Genomic DNA, 13937 nt, shown 5'->3' with positions numbered 1-13937 from the left:
CGGCGGGAGATGGCTGGGGCGAGGTGCGGCGAGGTGCGGTCAGTCCCTGCCTGACGCGGGTCCCGGCCGTCGCCGCCAGGGGTGCAGGAAGCCGGCGAGGATCTCTCCGGTGCCGGGGAAGGAGGCCGGGTCGTGGAGGCCGACGGCTGCGGGTGCGCGGCCGGGGCGCCAGGTGAAGCTGCCGAAGAGGTGGTCCCAGCACGAGAGGTCGGAGCCGTAGTGGCCGGCTTCGGACAGGTCGGCGCTGTGGTGCAGGCGGTGCTGTTCGGGGCTGGCCAGGAGGTGGTTGAACCGGCCGATGCGGACATCGATGTTGGCGTGGACGAAATAGCCCTGGGCGACGACGAAGAGCCCCGTCACCAGCACCGCCGAGCGGGAGAATCCGGCCAGGGCCAGGGTCAGCTGGACAAGGCTCTGCGCCAGCACGATGTCCAGCACGTGGTTGACACCGTTGTTGGCGACGTTGACCTTCTGCGGTACGTGGTGCACCCCGTGCAGGCGCCACAGGAGGGCGCTGGTGTGGCCCAGCCGGTGGACCAGATAGCTGACGAGCGATCCGGCGAGCAGGGCGCCCGGGATCTCGGCCCAGAGGTGGTGGCCCCGCTCTTCGGCCGAGATCCACCCCACGGCTGCCGTGACCAGAAGTTGTGCCAGTCCGCTTCCGGCCATGGTGAGCAGAAAATAGATGCCGTACCAGCGCCACTCGTCCTTTCCGGGATGCCAGGTCCGGTCATAGGGAATCAGCTGTTCGAGCATGGCCAGATACGTGAGGGTCCCGACAAGGAAGAGAGGGCTCACGATGGCCGGATCCCAGCGGAGAACCAACGCGGACGCGCCGACAAGGACGACGGCCAGCAAGAGGAACGGATAGGCGGTCGCACGGAGGATGGAAGCCGGGGACATTCCGAGTGGACTTTCCGCGCCACCCGAATATCCAACCGAATCGATTTCGCCATCGAAGGAATAAATCTCGCCATCGGCGGACCGTTCGCACTCGTCCATCCATGACCCTCCATAGGAGATGTGATCTAGGAGAGAACATCGCATCGGTGCAGCTCAAGGGCGCCTGAGGGGTTGATGGGCACCCCAGGGCGTGAGCAGCGGATCATGCACCGACCAATTCCGGACACTCGACTCCGCCGCAATGGACCGTGGCGTGAACCGATGCCCCCAAGCTCCATCGGCCCAGATCATTCATTTCCGATTCCCACGGCTTTAACCACCACCTCGCCACCGAATTGCCGACCCCTTCACGGGCGTTCGTCACGCGTCGCCCATGGAGGCCTTTTCCGGGACCGGGGAATGCGGGAAATATTTCGCTACGCCTGGGTGAGTCAAATTGTATGAGGAATTCCCTGATAGGATCATCCCTCCATCGCATGACGGGCGCATGAACGTGCGCCGCGACGTGCGTGCGTACGCGGCGGCGCACTCCCGGCCGTGGGCGGTGCGCCCGCGTACCGGTCGGCGCGAGGCGTCCTTTCACGGGTTGGGGACACCCTGCGATGATCGGCGCCGAACCGCGCACCCGCCCCGAGGCGGAGCCGCGCGACGGACTGTCGGCGCACCACGACCGTGATCCGGTCCGGGCGCCCCCGAGCGAGGGAGTCTCCATGAGTTACGACGTCAGGACATTGCGCGCGCAGTTCCCCGCCCTCCGGGCCGGTACGGCGCACTTCGACGGGCCCGGCGGTACGCAGACCCCGGCGCCCGTCATCGCGGCCTTCACCGAGGCGCTGAGCCGGCCGCTGTCGATCCGGGGCGCCACCCTGCCCGGGGAGATACACGCCGAGACGATCGTCGGCGACTTCAGACAGGCGCTGGCGGATCTGCTGGGCGCGGACCCGGCCGGGATCGTCCACGGGCGGAGCTCGACCCAGCTCACCTACGACATCTCCCTTATCCTGTCGCGGAGTTGGGCTCCGGGGGACGAGGTGGTCGTCAGCCGGCTGGACCATGACGCCAACATCCGCCCCTGGGTGCAGGCGGCCGAGCGGGCCGGTGCGATGGTGCGGTGGGCGGAGTTCGACCCGGCCACCGGGGAGCTGCCCACGGAGGCCGTCGGCTCGCTGCTGACCGAGCGGACCCGGCTGGTCGCGGTGACCGGGGCCTCCAACCTGATCGGCACCCGGCCCGATGTCGCCGCGATAGGGGAGCTGGTCCACCGCGCCGGTGCGCTGTTCCACGTCGACGGGGTGCACCTGACGGCGCACGACCTCGTGGATGTGGAGCGGCTCGGCGCCGACTTCTTCGTCTGCTCGCCGTACAAGTTCTTCGGCCCCCACCACGGCGTGCTCGCCGCCCGCCCCCAGCTGCTGGAGACCCTGCGGCCCGACAAGCTGGTGCCGTCCAGCGACGCCGTGCCCGAGCGTTTCGAGCTCGGCACCCTCCCCTACGAGGCACTGGCGGCCACCCGAGCCGCCGTCGACTTCATCGCGGACCTGGGTGATGACGGCCCCTCGGGCGGACGGCGGGACCGGCTGCGGTCCGCCTACGCGGCGATCGGCGCCCACGAGAACGCCCTGCTGGAGGTGGCCGAGAAGGCGCTGGGCGAGCTGGGCGGGGTGAGGGTGCACTCCCGGGCTGCCGAGCGGACGCCCACGCTGCTGCTCACCTTCGAGGACCGTAACGCCTCGGACGCGTACCGCTTCCTCGCCCGCACCGGCGTCCACGCCCCGGCGGGTTCCTTCTACGCCCTGGAGGCCTCTCGCCACCTGGGGCTCGGCGACGACGGTGGCCTGCGCGTGGGGCTGTCCCCGTACAACGACACGGACGACGTCGAGCGCCTGCTGACGGGGCTGGCGGACTTCCTGCGCTGAGGGGGGACCGAGGAGCGGGCGGCCGCCGGAGGTCAGCGGCGGCTGATCGCCGCGAGCGCGTCCAACGCCTCGGCCAGCCCTGACGGATGGCGGGCACCGGGCGGCAACTGCCCGGCCCAGCCCGGTCCGGCGACCAGCACGACCGGCCGCCGGCGGGCGCCCCGTACGCCCCACTCGACGGACTCCACCCGCGCCGCCAGCGCCCGGCTCGCGGTGGACCGGGACTGGGCCCAGAGCACGACGGCGGCGGGCCCGGTGCGCCGCACCGCCTCCTCCATCGCCTCCACCGGCAGGGCCGCGCCGAACATCTTGACGGGCAGGCCCTGTTGGGCCAGTCCGGCGGTGAGCGCCTCCAGGGCCAGCGTATGGCTCTCGCCCGGGGTGCAGGCCAGGAGGGAGACCCCGGAGCCGGCCACGGGCGCGCGCTGCGAAGCCGCCCGGCGCAGAGCGCTGGAGACGTGCCAGGAAAGCAGGTGCTCGACCTCGATGTACCGTTCCCCCGCGGTCTCCCACTTACGGCCGACGGCGTGCAGCGTCGGCATGATGACCGACTCCCAGGCAACGAGCAGCCCGTACCGCCCGATCGCCGCGGCCAGCAGTTCGTCCATGGCGTGGGCGTCGAGCCGGACGGCCGCCCTCGCCAGACCGCGGCACTCCCTGCGGGCCCGGCCGATCGGGAGCGCTCCGGGGGCGTGGGAGGCGGGCTGCTCGACGCGGCCCTGCTTCTCGTCCGGCCGGGCGGGAGCCTCCGGGGAGGCCGCCGCCAGGGCCGCGCGGGCCGCTTCGGCCGGGGGGATGCCCGCGTTCGTCAGGCCGCACATGCGCTCCAGCAGCCGAATGTCGGCCGCCGTCCACCGCCGATGCCGGCCGCCCTCACGGGAGGCCGGGCCGATCCCGTAACGGCGGTCCCACGAACGCAGGGTCGTCGGCGCCACCCCCAGCAGCCGGGCCACCGCCCCGGTGGTCAGGCCACCGACGGCGGGGGCTCGGGTGAGCGTGGAGACCGCATCGTCCATACAGCCCACCATACGACGCAGAAACGATGCGTGTTGCCTGGTGTGCCGCCGCCCGGTTGCCTGGTGATCGGCGGGGCGGCGGGGGTGCCCGTAGGCGGCCCGTCCCGCGCGGCACGAGCAGTGGACCCGCGGCGGAGCGGAGAGGACGGACAGACATGACGGCACTCCTGAGCCCGGTCGGCACAGTGGCCGCGATGCCTGCCCTGGTCGAGGACCGGGCCGAGTCGGAACGGCTGGCCGCCGGGTTCGTACGCGGCGACGAGGACAGCTTCGCCCTCGTCTACCGCCGGTGGGGCGCGCTCGTGTACTCACTGGCCGCCCGGTCCCTGGGGGACGCCCGGGAGGCCGAGGACGTGGCGCAGCAGACGTTCCTCGCCGCGTGGCGGGGCCGCCACGGCTACCACGCGGTACGAGGACCGCTTCCGGGCTGGCTGGTCGGCATCGCCCGCCGCAAGATCGCGGACGCCCACGCGGCCCGGTCCCGGCGTACGGAGCTGGCCGCCGCCCACGCGGCGCGCGAGGGGGCCGGCGTCACCGGAACGGCCGAGCGGACGGAGGCCGCGCTGGACCGCGTGCTGGTGACGCAGGAGCTGCTCAAACTGCCCCCGGTCCAGCGGCACATTCTCCGCCTGGCCTTCTTCGACGACCTCACCCACGTCCAGATCGCCGAGCGGACCGGCCTGCCGCTCGGCACAGTGAAGAGTCACGCCCGGCGCGCGATATCGCGCATCCGGCGCTCCGTCGCGGAAAGCTCCACCTCGGTGGAGCAGGGGGCCGGGAGACGCGACGGAAGGTGACGGCCGCAGGAAGGGGGCGGACGGATCAGGGCCCGCCCGGGCTCCCGCAGCAGGCACGACAGGAGACGGCAATGAAACTGAGCGACGAACTCCCCGTGGACCACCGGCTCGCGACCGTGTACCGGATCGGAGCGGGGCTGTGCGGAGTCATCCTTCTGGTCTTCGGCATCCTCGGCTTCACCGACCAGCTCGGCTTCTTCGACACGAGCGGCTCTCAGGTGGCCGGGCTCTCCACCAACGGCCTGCTGAGCCTGATCTCCGTCGTCGTCGGCCTGGTGCTGATCGCCGGGGCGGGGATCGGCGGGAACGTCGCGTCGATGGTGAACATGACGGTCGGCGCGCTCTTCCTGCTCAGCGGGTTCGTCCACATCTTCATCCTGGACAAGGGCGCGAACGTTCTGGACTTCGGCATGTCCAACGTGATCTTCAGCTTCGTGATGGGGCTGCTGATCCTGACGTTCGGGATGTACGGCCGGGTCACCGGCGGGCTGCCGCACGACAACCCGTACTGGCGCAGCCGACACCCCGAGCAGGCCGCCCGTGAGGACGCGGCCCGGCGGAGTGCGACGGCCGAGCCGCCCCGGCTGACCGGGGGCGGCGTCGGTCAGACCTCGCGGTAGCGGGCGTTGAACCAGGAGAAGACCCCGAAGGCGACCAGGCCGAGGGCGATGACCACCAGGAGCCACGGACCGACGGGGGTCTCGGTGAACGAGCGCAGGGTGTCGTCCATCCCCTTGGACTCGTCGGGGTTGTGCTTGACCGCCGCGGCGACGGCGAAGCCGCCCGCCGTGGCGAAGACGGCACCACGCGCCGAGCCGCCGAACACTCCGGTGAAGTCGACCGCGCGGCGCACCTTCTGCGACATCTCGGCCATCTTGAGGTGCTTGTGGTATTTCCGCATGATGGCCCGGACCGCGATCCAGATACCGGCACAGGCGATCGCCACACCTCCGATGCCGACGATCCACTGGCCGCCGGGCCAGCCCAGCACCATGGCGGTGACGTCCTGGGACTGCTGGTCGGAGGAGCCGCCGCCACTGCCCGAGTCGCCCGCGGCGAAGGACAGGACGGAGTAGGCGACGAAACTGTAGAAGATGAACCGTCCCGCGGCCATGGCCCGCTTGGAGACCTTGCCGCCGTCGGGGCCGGCCGAGCCGAAGAGGGCCTCGGACAGCCGCCAGAGCGCCATGCCCACGAGCGCTATGCCCAGCAGCCACAATACGATCTTGCCGAACGGCTTCTCGGCTATCTCCGCGACAGCGCCGCCCCGGTCCGCCTGCTTGCCGCCGTCTCCGGAGAGCGCGATCTGCAGGGCGAGGGCGCCCACGAGGACGTAGATGACTCCGCGGGCCCCGAATCCCGCACGGGCTCCGGCCTCCATCGCGGTGCTGTTGGCGGCGCGCCTTGCCTGGCCGCGCCCCTGAGCTGCTACTGAACGGGTAGTCATGTCATGCCGATTGCCCCGGTCCGGCGGATCAACTCCTGCCGGGACGGGGCGGGGCCATGCGCCAGGGCCGTGGACTCCGCGTCGAGGGTCCCTTCACAGCATGCGTCCTGGGCAGATAATTCCGTCCGCACAGCCTCTGATAAATGCGCGAATAAGTACCTCATGGTCGACTTCCGGTCGATCGATCAGCAACTTCCGGTAGCGGGCGGTAAACTACCTCTCCTCGCGGCAGGCACCATTTACGAAATTATTGTGCGGCACGCCACTCCGCCGGTCCTGCCGCGTCGTTTCTGCATCGAAACTGGCCGTAACTGCACGTAGAAAAGGTGGTGGGCGCCAGGGCGGCCGCAGCGAACCTTCCCCTTGAGCATTTCTCGCAGCGCTTTTCCTGCCTCGCAAAATCACTCACCTAATTCCCTCTCCGGGGCTCCGCATTTGACCCGGAACTGCTTCTGTGGGCTACTGGTTCCACGGCTTCCTATGGCCGTACGGCGTGAATATCTCACCCCCACCCGCCGGAGGACATCATGACCATCACTCGTCTGCAGCGCACCGCCGCGGCCGCCGCCGCTCTCGCCCTCCCCGCCTCCCTGGCGTTCTTCGCGCCGCAGGCGCAGGCACAGGCCCCGGCGGAACCGTTCGGTCCGGCCTGCGCCTCCGTCCCGAAGGAAGGCGCGGGCAGCCTTGAGGGCATGGCGAAGGATCCGGTCGCCACCGCGGCGTCCAACAACCCCGAACTCTCCACCTTGGCCAGCGCCATAGAGAAGGCCGGCCTGGTGGACACACTCAACAACGCCGAGAACATCACGGTGTTCGCGCCGACGAACGCCGCCTTCGAGAAGATCCCGCAGGCCGACCTCAACGCACTGCTCAACGACAAGGAGGAGCTCACCAAGGTGCTGACGTACCACGTGGTGGGCGAGAAGCTGACGACGAAGCAGTTGGAGGACGGCACCTACAAGACCCTGCAGGGCACCGATCTCACGGTGAAGGGATCCGGCACCGACTTCACGGTGAACGACTCCTCGAAGATCGTCTGCGGCAATGTGCCGACGGCCAACGCCACGGTCAACCTGGTCGACACGGTGCTCATGCCGACGTCGTGACCGCGGCCGGGCCGCCGTCGTGACGGCGCCCGCGAAACCGTGGCCGGTGTCCGGACCGAGTGACGGTCCGGACACCGGTCACGGCCGCCCGTTCTATACGCTGAGTACGTGACCAGCGCCGACAGCCGACAGACCCGGAGCAGCGCCTCGGACTCCGCCGCGGCCCCGGAACCCGGACCCGCCGCCGGTCTCCAGGCGTTCGCGGTCGAGCTCCGCCGGATGAACGGCGAGATCAACCGGATGACCCACGGCTTCGCCGCGCACCAGCAGCTGCACCCCACGGACGTCACCGCCCTGGCGGCCATCCTCGACGCCCCCGCCCCCCTCACACCGGGCGCGCTGCGCGAGCACCTGGGGCTCACCTCGGGCGCGGTGACCGCCTGTCTCGACCGCCTGGAGCGGGCCGGTCACATCCGGCGGGCCCGTGAGAGCGCCGATCGCCGGGTGGTGCACGTCCACTACGAAGCGAGCGCCCGGATGGCCGCCCGTGAGTACTTCATGCCGCTCGCCGAGGCCACCGCGCGGGCGCGGGCGCGCTTCAGCGAGGCGGAGCTCACGACTGTCCTGCGCTTCCTCGCGGCGATGAACGAGGAGCTGTCCGAGGCTCCTGCCCCGCGTCGCTGAGCCCTTTCAGCGCACCGCCCGGGCTCCCTCCGGCGCGTCGCCGGGATTTTCCGCCGCCGGGTGCATCCATGAGGGGATGGCCCACCGAAGCTCTCCCGTACGCTCCCCGACCTCCTGTCCCTCTCGCCCCTCGAAGGAACCCGGACGACTCGCCCCGCGAACGCTGCGCTAATGTATTTCAACGATTGAGATTGTTCATCGTTGAGACACTCGTCGCACCCCGGGAGAGGCATGTACACCCCTGCACGGTCGGCCCGCCGGCTGATCCCTGTCGTCCTGCTGATCGCCTGGCTCGGCATCGGCGGCGGGCTCGGTCCGTACGCCGGCAAGCTCGGCGAGGTCGCGACCAACGACCAGGCGTCCTTCCTGCCCCAGAACGCCGAATCCACGCAAGTCGTCGACGCGCAGAAGGCGTTCCAGCAGAACGAGACCCTCCCGGCCATCCTCGTGTGGACGTCGAAGTACGAGGGCACCCCGGTGAGCGATGCCCAGCGCCAAGCCGCCACCGGCGCTCTCGCCTCGCTCGCGGGCACCGAGGGCGTCGTCGGAAAGGCCTCCCCCGCTCTGCCCTCCGAGGACGGCCTCGCACTCCAGGGCATCGTGCAGCTCAGCCCCGACCTCGGGGACGAACTGCCGACGGTGCTGGAGGAAGTCGAAAGAGCCGGGGCCGACGTACCGGACGCGACGGTGCAGCTGGCGGGTCCGGCCGCGAGCCAGGCCGACCTGTCCGACGCCTTCGCGGGCATCGACGGGCTGCTCCTCGGGGTGGCGCTGATCACCGTGCTGGTCATCCTGCTGCTCGTGTACCGCAGCGTGCTGCTCCCCTTCCTCATCATCCTGGGTGCGGTGTTCGCCCTCGGGCTGGCCTGCGCGATCGTCTATGTGCTCGCCGACCACGACATCGTGCGGGTGGACGGCCAGGTGCAGGGCATCCTGTCGATCCTGGTGATCGGCGCCGCGACGGACTACGCGCTGCTGCTCACCGCCCGGTTCCGGGAGGAGATCGCCGTCCAGGGCGACCGGTTCGCCGCGATGAGAATCGCGCTGCGTGAGTCCTTCGGCCCGATCACGGCCAGCGCCGCGACGGTGGCCGTGGGCCTGCTCGCCCTGCTGCTCAGCGACCTCACCAACAACCGGGCGCTCGGTCCGGTGGGCGCGATCGGCATCGTCTGCTCGGTCCTGAGCGCCCTCACCTTCCTGCCCGCCGCCCTGGTGCTGCTGGGCCGCAGGGCGTACTGGCCCGCGAAGCCCAAGCCTGCCGAGGACGGGACCGGCGGCCACGGCATCTGGAGCAAGGTCGCCGCGCTGGTCGACCGGGCTCCCCGCAAGGTCTGGGCGATCACCCTCGCCGTCCTGATCGTCTGTGCCGCCTTCGCGCCGACGCTCACGTCCAAGGGCGTGCCGCTGGACGAGATCTTCGTCAACGACGCCCCGTCGGTGGCCGCGCAGGAGACGCTGGGCGAGCACTTCCCCGGCGGCTCCGGCAATCCGGCGGTGATCATCGCGGCGGCCGGCAAGCTGAACGAGGTGAGCGAGGCCGCGACCCGTACCGACGGGGTGGCCTCGGTCGCGCCGGTGAGCGAGGGCGGCCGGCCCGGCGGCGAACCGCTGATCGTCGACGGCAAGGTCCGGATCGACGCGACCCTCAAGGACGCGGCCGACAGCGACGACGCCAAGGAGACGGTCGCCGACCTGCGTAAGGCAGTGCACGCCGTGCCGGGCTCGGACGCCCTGGTCGGCGGCTACACGGCCCAGCAGTACGACACCCAGCGCACGGCCGAGGACGACCGCATGGTGATCGTGCCGGTGGTGCTGGCGATCATCCTGGTGATCCTGGTCTTCCTGCTGCGGTCGCTGCTGATGCCGGTGCTGCTGGTGACGACGGTCGCGCTGAACTTCCTGGCCACGCTGGGGATCTCGTCGCTCGTCTTCACCCATGTGTTCGGCTTCAGCGGTACGGATTCCTCGGTGCCGCTGTACGGGTTCGTGTTCCTGGTCGCCCTCGGCGTCGACTACAACATCTTCCTGATGTCCCGGGTCCGCGAGGAGTCCCTGCGGCACGGCACCCGGGAGGGCATCCTGCGCGGGCTGACCACGACCGGAGGGGTCATCACGTCGGCCGGTGTCGTGCTCGCGGCCACCTTCGCCGCCCTGGGCGTCATCCCGCTGGCGTTCCTCGTCCAGATCGCCTTCATCGTCGCCTTCGGCGTCCTGCTCGACACCCTGGTCGTCCGCTCGCTCCTCGTTCCGGCACTGGTCAGGGACATCGGGCCGAAAGCCTGGTGGCCGGGTGCGCTGAGCCGCGAGGACGCGGACGGTCAGCGCGGGACGACTTCGGCGGCCGGGGGCCGATAGGCGCTCAGCGCCCAGATCACGAAGATGTCCACCCCGATCATGAGCACCGACCAGACCGGCGCGTACGGCAGGAAGAGGAACTGCGCGAACAGGGCGAGGGCGGCGAACACGATGCCGGCCACCCGGGCCCACCCGGCGCCCTTGAGGAGCCCGCCACCGGTGATCGTCGCACAGACGCCGACCACCAGGTGGATCCAGCCCCAGCTGGTGAGGCTGAACCGGTAGAGGTAGTCGCCGACGGTGCCGTAGACGTCGCTGTCGCCGAGGGCCGCGATGCCCTGCAGGGCCGCGACGACGCCCTGGCAGAGCATCAGCACCCCGGCGAACAGCACGCCTCCGGTGACCCAGGCGCTGTCCGGGTCGGGGGCGGGAGGAGGGCCGGCGGAGCCGTCGTACAGGCGGGGGTCCACACTCATCGGTCCGTCTCCTGCCGCTCGTCGGGCCGGCCCTTGGCCCGTTTGCCGACCACCGCGGCGGCGGCCACCGCGCTGCCCGCGAAGGCGAGGGCGACCATCCAGGGCCGGTCGAAGATGTGGCACGTGACGTGGTCCACGGAGTAGCGGCCGGGGCCGGCCAGACCGATGGCGGCGGCGGTGAAGCCGAGGAACGCCGGGTACTCGTAGCCGCCGCCCTGGGCGAAGAAGCCCGCCGGGGCGTGCACGGCCACCGCGCCGGCCATCGCTCCGGCGGCCGCGGCCCCGGCGGCAGGGGTGGCGAGCCCGAGGGCCAGCAGCACACCGCCGCCCGCCTCACCGAGTCCGGCGGCCACGGCGCTGTGCTTGGGCGGATGGAAGCCCATGGCCTCCATCGCGGCCGTGGTGCCCTGGATGCCTCCGCCGCCGAACCAGCCGGCCAGCTTCTGGCTGCCGTGGGCGGCGAGGACCGCGCCGGTGCCGACGCGCAGGGCGAGCATGCCGAGATCACGCCGGTTGACGCAGACCATGGGAACTCCCGGGGTGAGGGGTTTCGCTGTGGACCCCACTCTCGTCGGCCGACGCCGGAGGGGCCCGGCCGAGTACGCCGTACGGGGCAGGGGGCGGGCGCCACAAGGCCGGGCGGAGGCCGGGATGCGACGCAGATCATTGTGCAACTTGTTGCATAAGCGGCTCACGGTGGTCTACAACTGACGCGACGACCCCCGTGCGGAGGAGACCCGGATGAGCCTGTACCCGACCTTGCTGAGCCCGCTGGACCTCGGGTTCACCACCCTCCCCAACCGGGTGCTCATGGGCTCGATGCACATCGGCCTGGAGGAGGCCGAGCGCGGCTTCGAGCGGATGGCGGCCTTCTACGCGGAGCGCGCCCGGGGCGGCGTCGGCCTCATCGTCACCGGCGGCATCGCCCCCAGCGAACGGGCCTGCTCCTTCCCCGGCGGCGCGAAGATGACGACCGAGGCGGAGGCGGAGCAGCACCGCGAGATCACCTCGGCGGTGCACGCGGCGGGCGGCCGGATCGCGATGCAGATCCTGCACTTCGGCCGGTACGCGCACCACCCGGACCTGGTGGCACCGAGCGCGCTCAAGGCCCCCATCAGCGGCTTCACCCCCAACGCCCTGACCGACGCCGAGGTCGAGGAGACCATCGAGGAGTTCGTCCGGGCGGCGGAGCTGGCGCGGCACGCCGGGTACGACGGTGTCGAGATCATGGGCTCCGAGGGCTACCTCATCAACGAGTTCATCGTCTCCGCCACCAACCACCGCACCGATCGCTGGGGCGGCTCGTACGGGAACCGCATCCGGTTCCCCGTCGAGATCGTGCGCCGGGTCCGCGAGCGGGTCGGCAGCGACTTCATCCTGATCTACCGGCTCTCCATGCTGGACCTGGTGCCGGGCGGCTCCACGCTGGAGGAGGTCGTGACGCTGGCCGAGGAGATCGAGGCGGCGGGCGCGACGATCATCAACACCGGCATCGGCTGGCACGAGGCGCGCATCCCCACCATCGCCACCTCCGTGCCGCGCGCCGCCTTCACCTGGGTGACCGAGCGGGTGCGCGGAGCCGTCTCCGTGCCGCTGGTGACGAGCAACCGCATCAACACCCCCGAGGTCGCCGAAGAGATCCTCGCCTCGGGCCGGGCGGACATGGTCTCGATGGCCAGGCCCTTCCTCGCCGACCCGGAGTTCGTCGCCAAGGCGGCGGCGGGCCGGGCGGACGCCATCAACACCTGCATCGGCTGCAACCAGGCCTGCCTGGACCACGTCTTCAGCCTCCAGATCACCTCCTGCCTGGTCAATCCGCGCGCCTGCCACGAGACCGAGCTGGTCCTGAGCCCGACCCGGACCCGCAAACGCGTCGCTGTGGTCGGTGCCGGTCCGGCGGGTCTGGCCTGCTCGGTGACCGCGGCCGAACGGGGCCACGCGGTGACGCTGTTCGACACGGCGGACGAGGTCGGCGGCCAGCTGAACGTGGCCCGCCGGGTGCCGGGCAAGGAAGAGTTCAACGAGACGCTGCGCTACTTCCGTACCCGGCTGACGGAGCTGGACGTCGAGTTGCGCCTGTCCACCCGGGCGGACGCCGGAGCACTGGACGGGTTCGACGAGATCGTGCTCGCCACCGGCGTCGAGCCGCGCACCCCGGCGATCCCCGGCACGGACCATCCGAACGTCGTCAGCTACCTGGACGTCCTGCGGGACGGGGCGCCGGTCGGCGACCGGGTCGCGATCGTGGGCGCGGGCGGCATCGGCTTCGACGTCGCGGAGTTCCTCACCGACGGCGGAGACGCGGCGAGCCTGGACCCGGAGACGTTCTTCCGGCAGTGGGGCGTGGACACGGCCTACGAGGAGCGCGGCGGCCTGCGAGCCCCCGAGCGCCCCAAGACTCCCCGTACCGTCCACCTCGTCCAGCGCAAGACCACCAAGGTCGGCGCGGGCCTCGGCAAGACGACCGGCTGGATCCACCGCACCGAACTGCGCCACCGGGGCGTCGAGATGATCGCGGGCGCGTCCTACGACCTGATCGACGACGAGGGCCTCCACCTCACGGTCGACGGTGAGCGGCGGGTGCTGGCGGTGGACACCGTGGTGCTCTGCGCCGGCCAGGAGCCGCGCCGGGAGCTGTACGACGAGCTGCGCGCGACGGGCGGCCCGGTCCACCTGATCGGCGGTGCGGACGTGGCGGCCGAACTGGACGCGAAGCGGGCGATCCGCCAGGGCACGGAGCTGGCCGCGGCGCTGTGAGCGCTCGTCCACCGGGCAGCCGACGCTCGCCTGCGGCGGTATGAGCCCCCGTCCTTAGGATGCACGTCATGTCACTGCCGCATGCGATTCTCACCGCTCTGCTGGAGAAGCCGTCCTCGGGCCTGGAGCTGACCCGCAGGTTCGACCGGTCGATCGGCTACTTCTGGTCCTCCACGCACCAGCAGATCTATCGCGAGCTGGGGAAGTTGGAGCAGGCGGGACGGATCAGGGCCCTGCCGACGGCGGCTCCCGCCCGGGGGCAGAAGAAGGAGTACGAGGTGCTGCCCGCCGGTCGCGAGGAGCTGGCGGCCTGGGTGGCGCTCCGCGAGGACCCGCGCCCGGTCCGCGATCCGCTGCTCCTGCGGATGCGGGCGGCGGCGGTCGTCGGGGGGAACGGGATGCGGTCGGAGCTGCGCCGTCATCTCGCCCTGCACGAGCGGCAGTTGGCGGAGTACCGGGAGATCGAGGAGCGGGACTTCACCCCCGCACCCGAGGCCGACGCGGACCGGCTGCGCCATCTGGTGCTGCGGGGCGGTATCGACCTGGAGACGTTCTGGATCGGCTGGCTGACCCGCGCCATCGGCGAGCTGGACGACTGAC

Annotated in this window: 13 protein-coding genes; 8 read left to right on the top strand and 5 right to left on the bottom strand. The window is 71.0% G+C overall.

Translation table 11 applies throughout. From position 1 onward, the window contains the following. Window positions 1-39: 39 nt before the first annotated feature. Window positions 40-1002 (bottom strand): sterol desaturase family protein, encoded by a 963-nt coding sequence (locus AMK21_RS09505; RefSeq protein ID WP_073876176.1) that lies wholly within the window; start codon window positions 1000-1002, stop codon window positions 40-42. A gap of 611 nt (window positions 1003-1613) precedes the next feature. Between AMK21_RS09505 and AMK21_RS09500 the strand changes: the two genes are divergently transcribed. Continuing rightward, on the top strand, window positions 1614-2819 hold the full coding sequence (locus AMK21_RS09500; protein WP_073876756.1) for a cysteine desulfurase-like protein: 1206 nt from the start codon (window positions 1614-1616) through the stop codon (window positions 2817-2819). 32 nt (window positions 2820-2851) lie between these two features. Here the strand turns inward: AMK21_RS09500 and AMK21_RS09495 are convergent, their stop codons facing one another. Then, the gene (locus AMK21_RS09495; RefSeq protein WP_073876173.1) at window positions 2852-3835 is read right to left on the bottom strand and encodes a MerR family transcriptional regulator; all 984 of its coding nucleotides are present in this window, start codon (window positions 3833-3835) and stop codon (window positions 2852-2854) included. A 155-nt stretch (window positions 3836-3990) separates the two neighbouring features. Between AMK21_RS09495 and AMK21_RS09490 the strand changes: the two genes are divergently transcribed. Beyond that, window positions 3991-4632, top strand: a complete 642-nt coding sequence (locus tag AMK21_RS09490) for an RNA polymerase sigma factor (protein WP_073876171.1) — start codon at window positions 3991-3993, stop codon at window positions 4630-4632. A 71-nt stretch (window positions 4633-4703) separates the two neighbouring features. Then, window positions 4704-5252, top strand: coding sequence for a DUF4383 domain-containing protein (locus AMK21_RS09485; protein WP_073876169.1), 549 nt, complete (start codon window positions 4704-4706; stop codon window positions 5250-5252). On the opposite strand, the gene AMK21_RS09480 is transcribed toward AMK21_RS09485, so the two are convergent. Then, entirely contained in the window at window positions 5237-6079 is an 843-nt protein-coding gene (locus tag AMK21_RS09480; RefSeq protein WP_199863149.1) for a DUF1206 domain-containing protein, read from the bottom strand. The two genes, AMK21_RS09485 and AMK21_RS09480, sit on opposite strands and share 16 nt — an antisense overlap. 527 nt (window positions 6080-6606) lie before the next feature. Between AMK21_RS09480 and AMK21_RS09475 the strand changes: the two genes are divergently transcribed. The 3 genes from AMK21_RS09475 to AMK21_RS09465 all read left to right on the top strand — a co-directional run bounded on the left by AMK21_RS09475 (window position 6607) and on the right by AMK21_RS09465 (window position 10164). Continuing rightward, on the top strand, window positions 6607-7185 hold the full coding sequence (locus AMK21_RS09475) for a fasciclin domain-containing protein (RefSeq protein WP_073876165.1): 579 nt from the start codon (window positions 6607-6609) through the stop codon (window positions 7183-7185). A gap of 108 nt (window positions 7186-7293) precedes the next feature. Further along, the gene (locus AMK21_RS09470) at window positions 7294-7809 is read left to right on the top strand and encodes a MarR family winged helix-turn-helix transcriptional regulator (RefSeq protein WP_073876163.1); all 516 of its coding nucleotides are present in this window, start codon (window positions 7294-7296) and stop codon (window positions 7807-7809) included. 231 nt (window positions 7810-8040) lie between these two features. After that, complete coding sequence (locus AMK21_RS09465; RefSeq protein ID WP_073876161.1) at window positions 8041-10164, top strand: MMPL family transporter; 2124 nt, start codon at window positions 8041-8043, stop codon at window positions 10162-10164. Here the strand turns inward: AMK21_RS09465 and AMK21_RS09460 are convergent. Together AMK21_RS09460 and AMK21_RS09455 are read right to left on the bottom strand one after the other, a co-directional pair. Further along, window positions 10128-10580: a DUF7144 family membrane protein gene (locus AMK21_RS09460; protein WP_199863148.1), complete on the bottom strand. Its 453-nt coding sequence runs from the start codon at window positions 10578-10580 to the stop codon at window positions 10128-10130. The two genes, AMK21_RS09465 and AMK21_RS09460, sit on opposite strands and share 37 nt — an antisense overlap. Then, the gene (locus AMK21_RS09455) at window positions 10577-11107 is read right to left on the bottom strand and encodes a DoxX family protein (RefSeq protein WP_073876158.1); all 531 of its coding nucleotides are present in this window, start codon (window positions 11105-11107) and stop codon (window positions 10577-10579) included. Before AMK21_RS09455 ends, AMK21_RS09460 begins: the two co-directional genes overlap by 4 nt. A 214-nt stretch (window positions 11108-11321) precedes the next feature. Here AMK21_RS09455 and AMK21_RS09450 point away from each other — a divergent pair, with 214 nt between their 5' ends. Then, window positions 11322-13337, top strand: a complete 2016-nt coding sequence (locus AMK21_RS09450; RefSeq protein ID WP_073876156.1) for an NADPH-dependent 2,4-dienoyl-CoA reductase — start codon at window positions 11322-11324, stop codon at window positions 13335-13337. Between the two features lie 68 nt (window positions 13338-13405). Next, the gene (locus AMK21_RS09445) at window positions 13406-13936 is read left to right on the top strand and encodes a PadR family transcriptional regulator (protein ID WP_073876752.1); all 531 of its coding nucleotides are present in this window, start codon (window positions 13406-13408) and stop codon (window positions 13934-13936) included. Window position 13937: the final 1 nt, after the last annotated feature.

The organism is Streptomyces sp. CB00316, assembly GCF_001905595.1.
Classification (GTDB): domain Bacteria; phylum Actinomycetota; class Actinomycetes; order Streptomycetales; family Streptomycetaceae; genus Streptomyces.
This window is presented reverse-complemented; position numbering and strand designations above follow the sequence as displayed.

Coding starts and splice junctions, on each gene's coding strand:
- AMK21_RS09465 (WP_073876161.1), top strand. CDS start 8,041: ATGTACACCCCTGCACGGTCGGCCCGCCGGCTGATCCCTGTCGTCCTG.
- AMK21_RS09445 (WP_073876752.1), top strand. CDS start 13,406: ATGTCACTGCCGCATGCGATTCTCACCGCTCTGCTGGAGAAGCCGTCC.
- AMK21_RS09495 (WP_073876173.1), bottom strand. CDS start 3,835: ATGGACGATGCGGTCTCCACGCTCACCCGAGCCCCCGCCGTCGGTGGC.
- AMK21_RS09490 (WP_073876171.1), top strand. CDS start 3,991: ATGACGGCACTCCTGAGCCCGGTCGGCACAGTGGCCGCGATGCCTGCC.
- AMK21_RS09450 (WP_073876156.1), top strand. CDS start 11,322: ATGAGCCTGTACCCGACCTTGCTGAGCCCGCTGGACCTCGGGTTCACC.
- AMK21_RS09455 (WP_073876158.1), bottom strand. CDS start 11,107: ATGGTCTGCGTCAACCGGCGTGATCTCGGCATGCTCGCCCTGCGCGTC.
- AMK21_RS09500 (WP_073876756.1), top strand. CDS start 1,614: ATGAGTTACGACGTCAGGACATTGCGCGCGCAGTTCCCCGCCCTCCGG.
- AMK21_RS09475 (WP_073876165.1), top strand. CDS start 6,607: ATGACCATCACTCGTCTGCAGCGCACCGCCGCGGCCGCCGCCGCTCTC.
- AMK21_RS09460 (WP_199863148.1), bottom strand. CDS start 10,580: ATGAGTGTGGACCCCCGCCTGTACGACGGCTCCGCCGGCCCTCCTCCC.
- AMK21_RS09505 (WP_073876176.1), bottom strand. CDS start 1,002: ATGGACGAGTGCGAACGGTCCGCCGATGGCGAGATTTATTCCTTCGAT.
- AMK21_RS09480 (WP_199863149.1), bottom strand. CDS start 6,079: ATGACTACCCGTTCAGTAGCAGCTCAGGGGCGCGGCCAGGCAAGGCGC.
- AMK21_RS09485 (WP_073876169.1), top strand. CDS start 4,704: ATGAAACTGAGCGACGAACTCCCCGTGGACCACCGGCTCGCGACCGTG.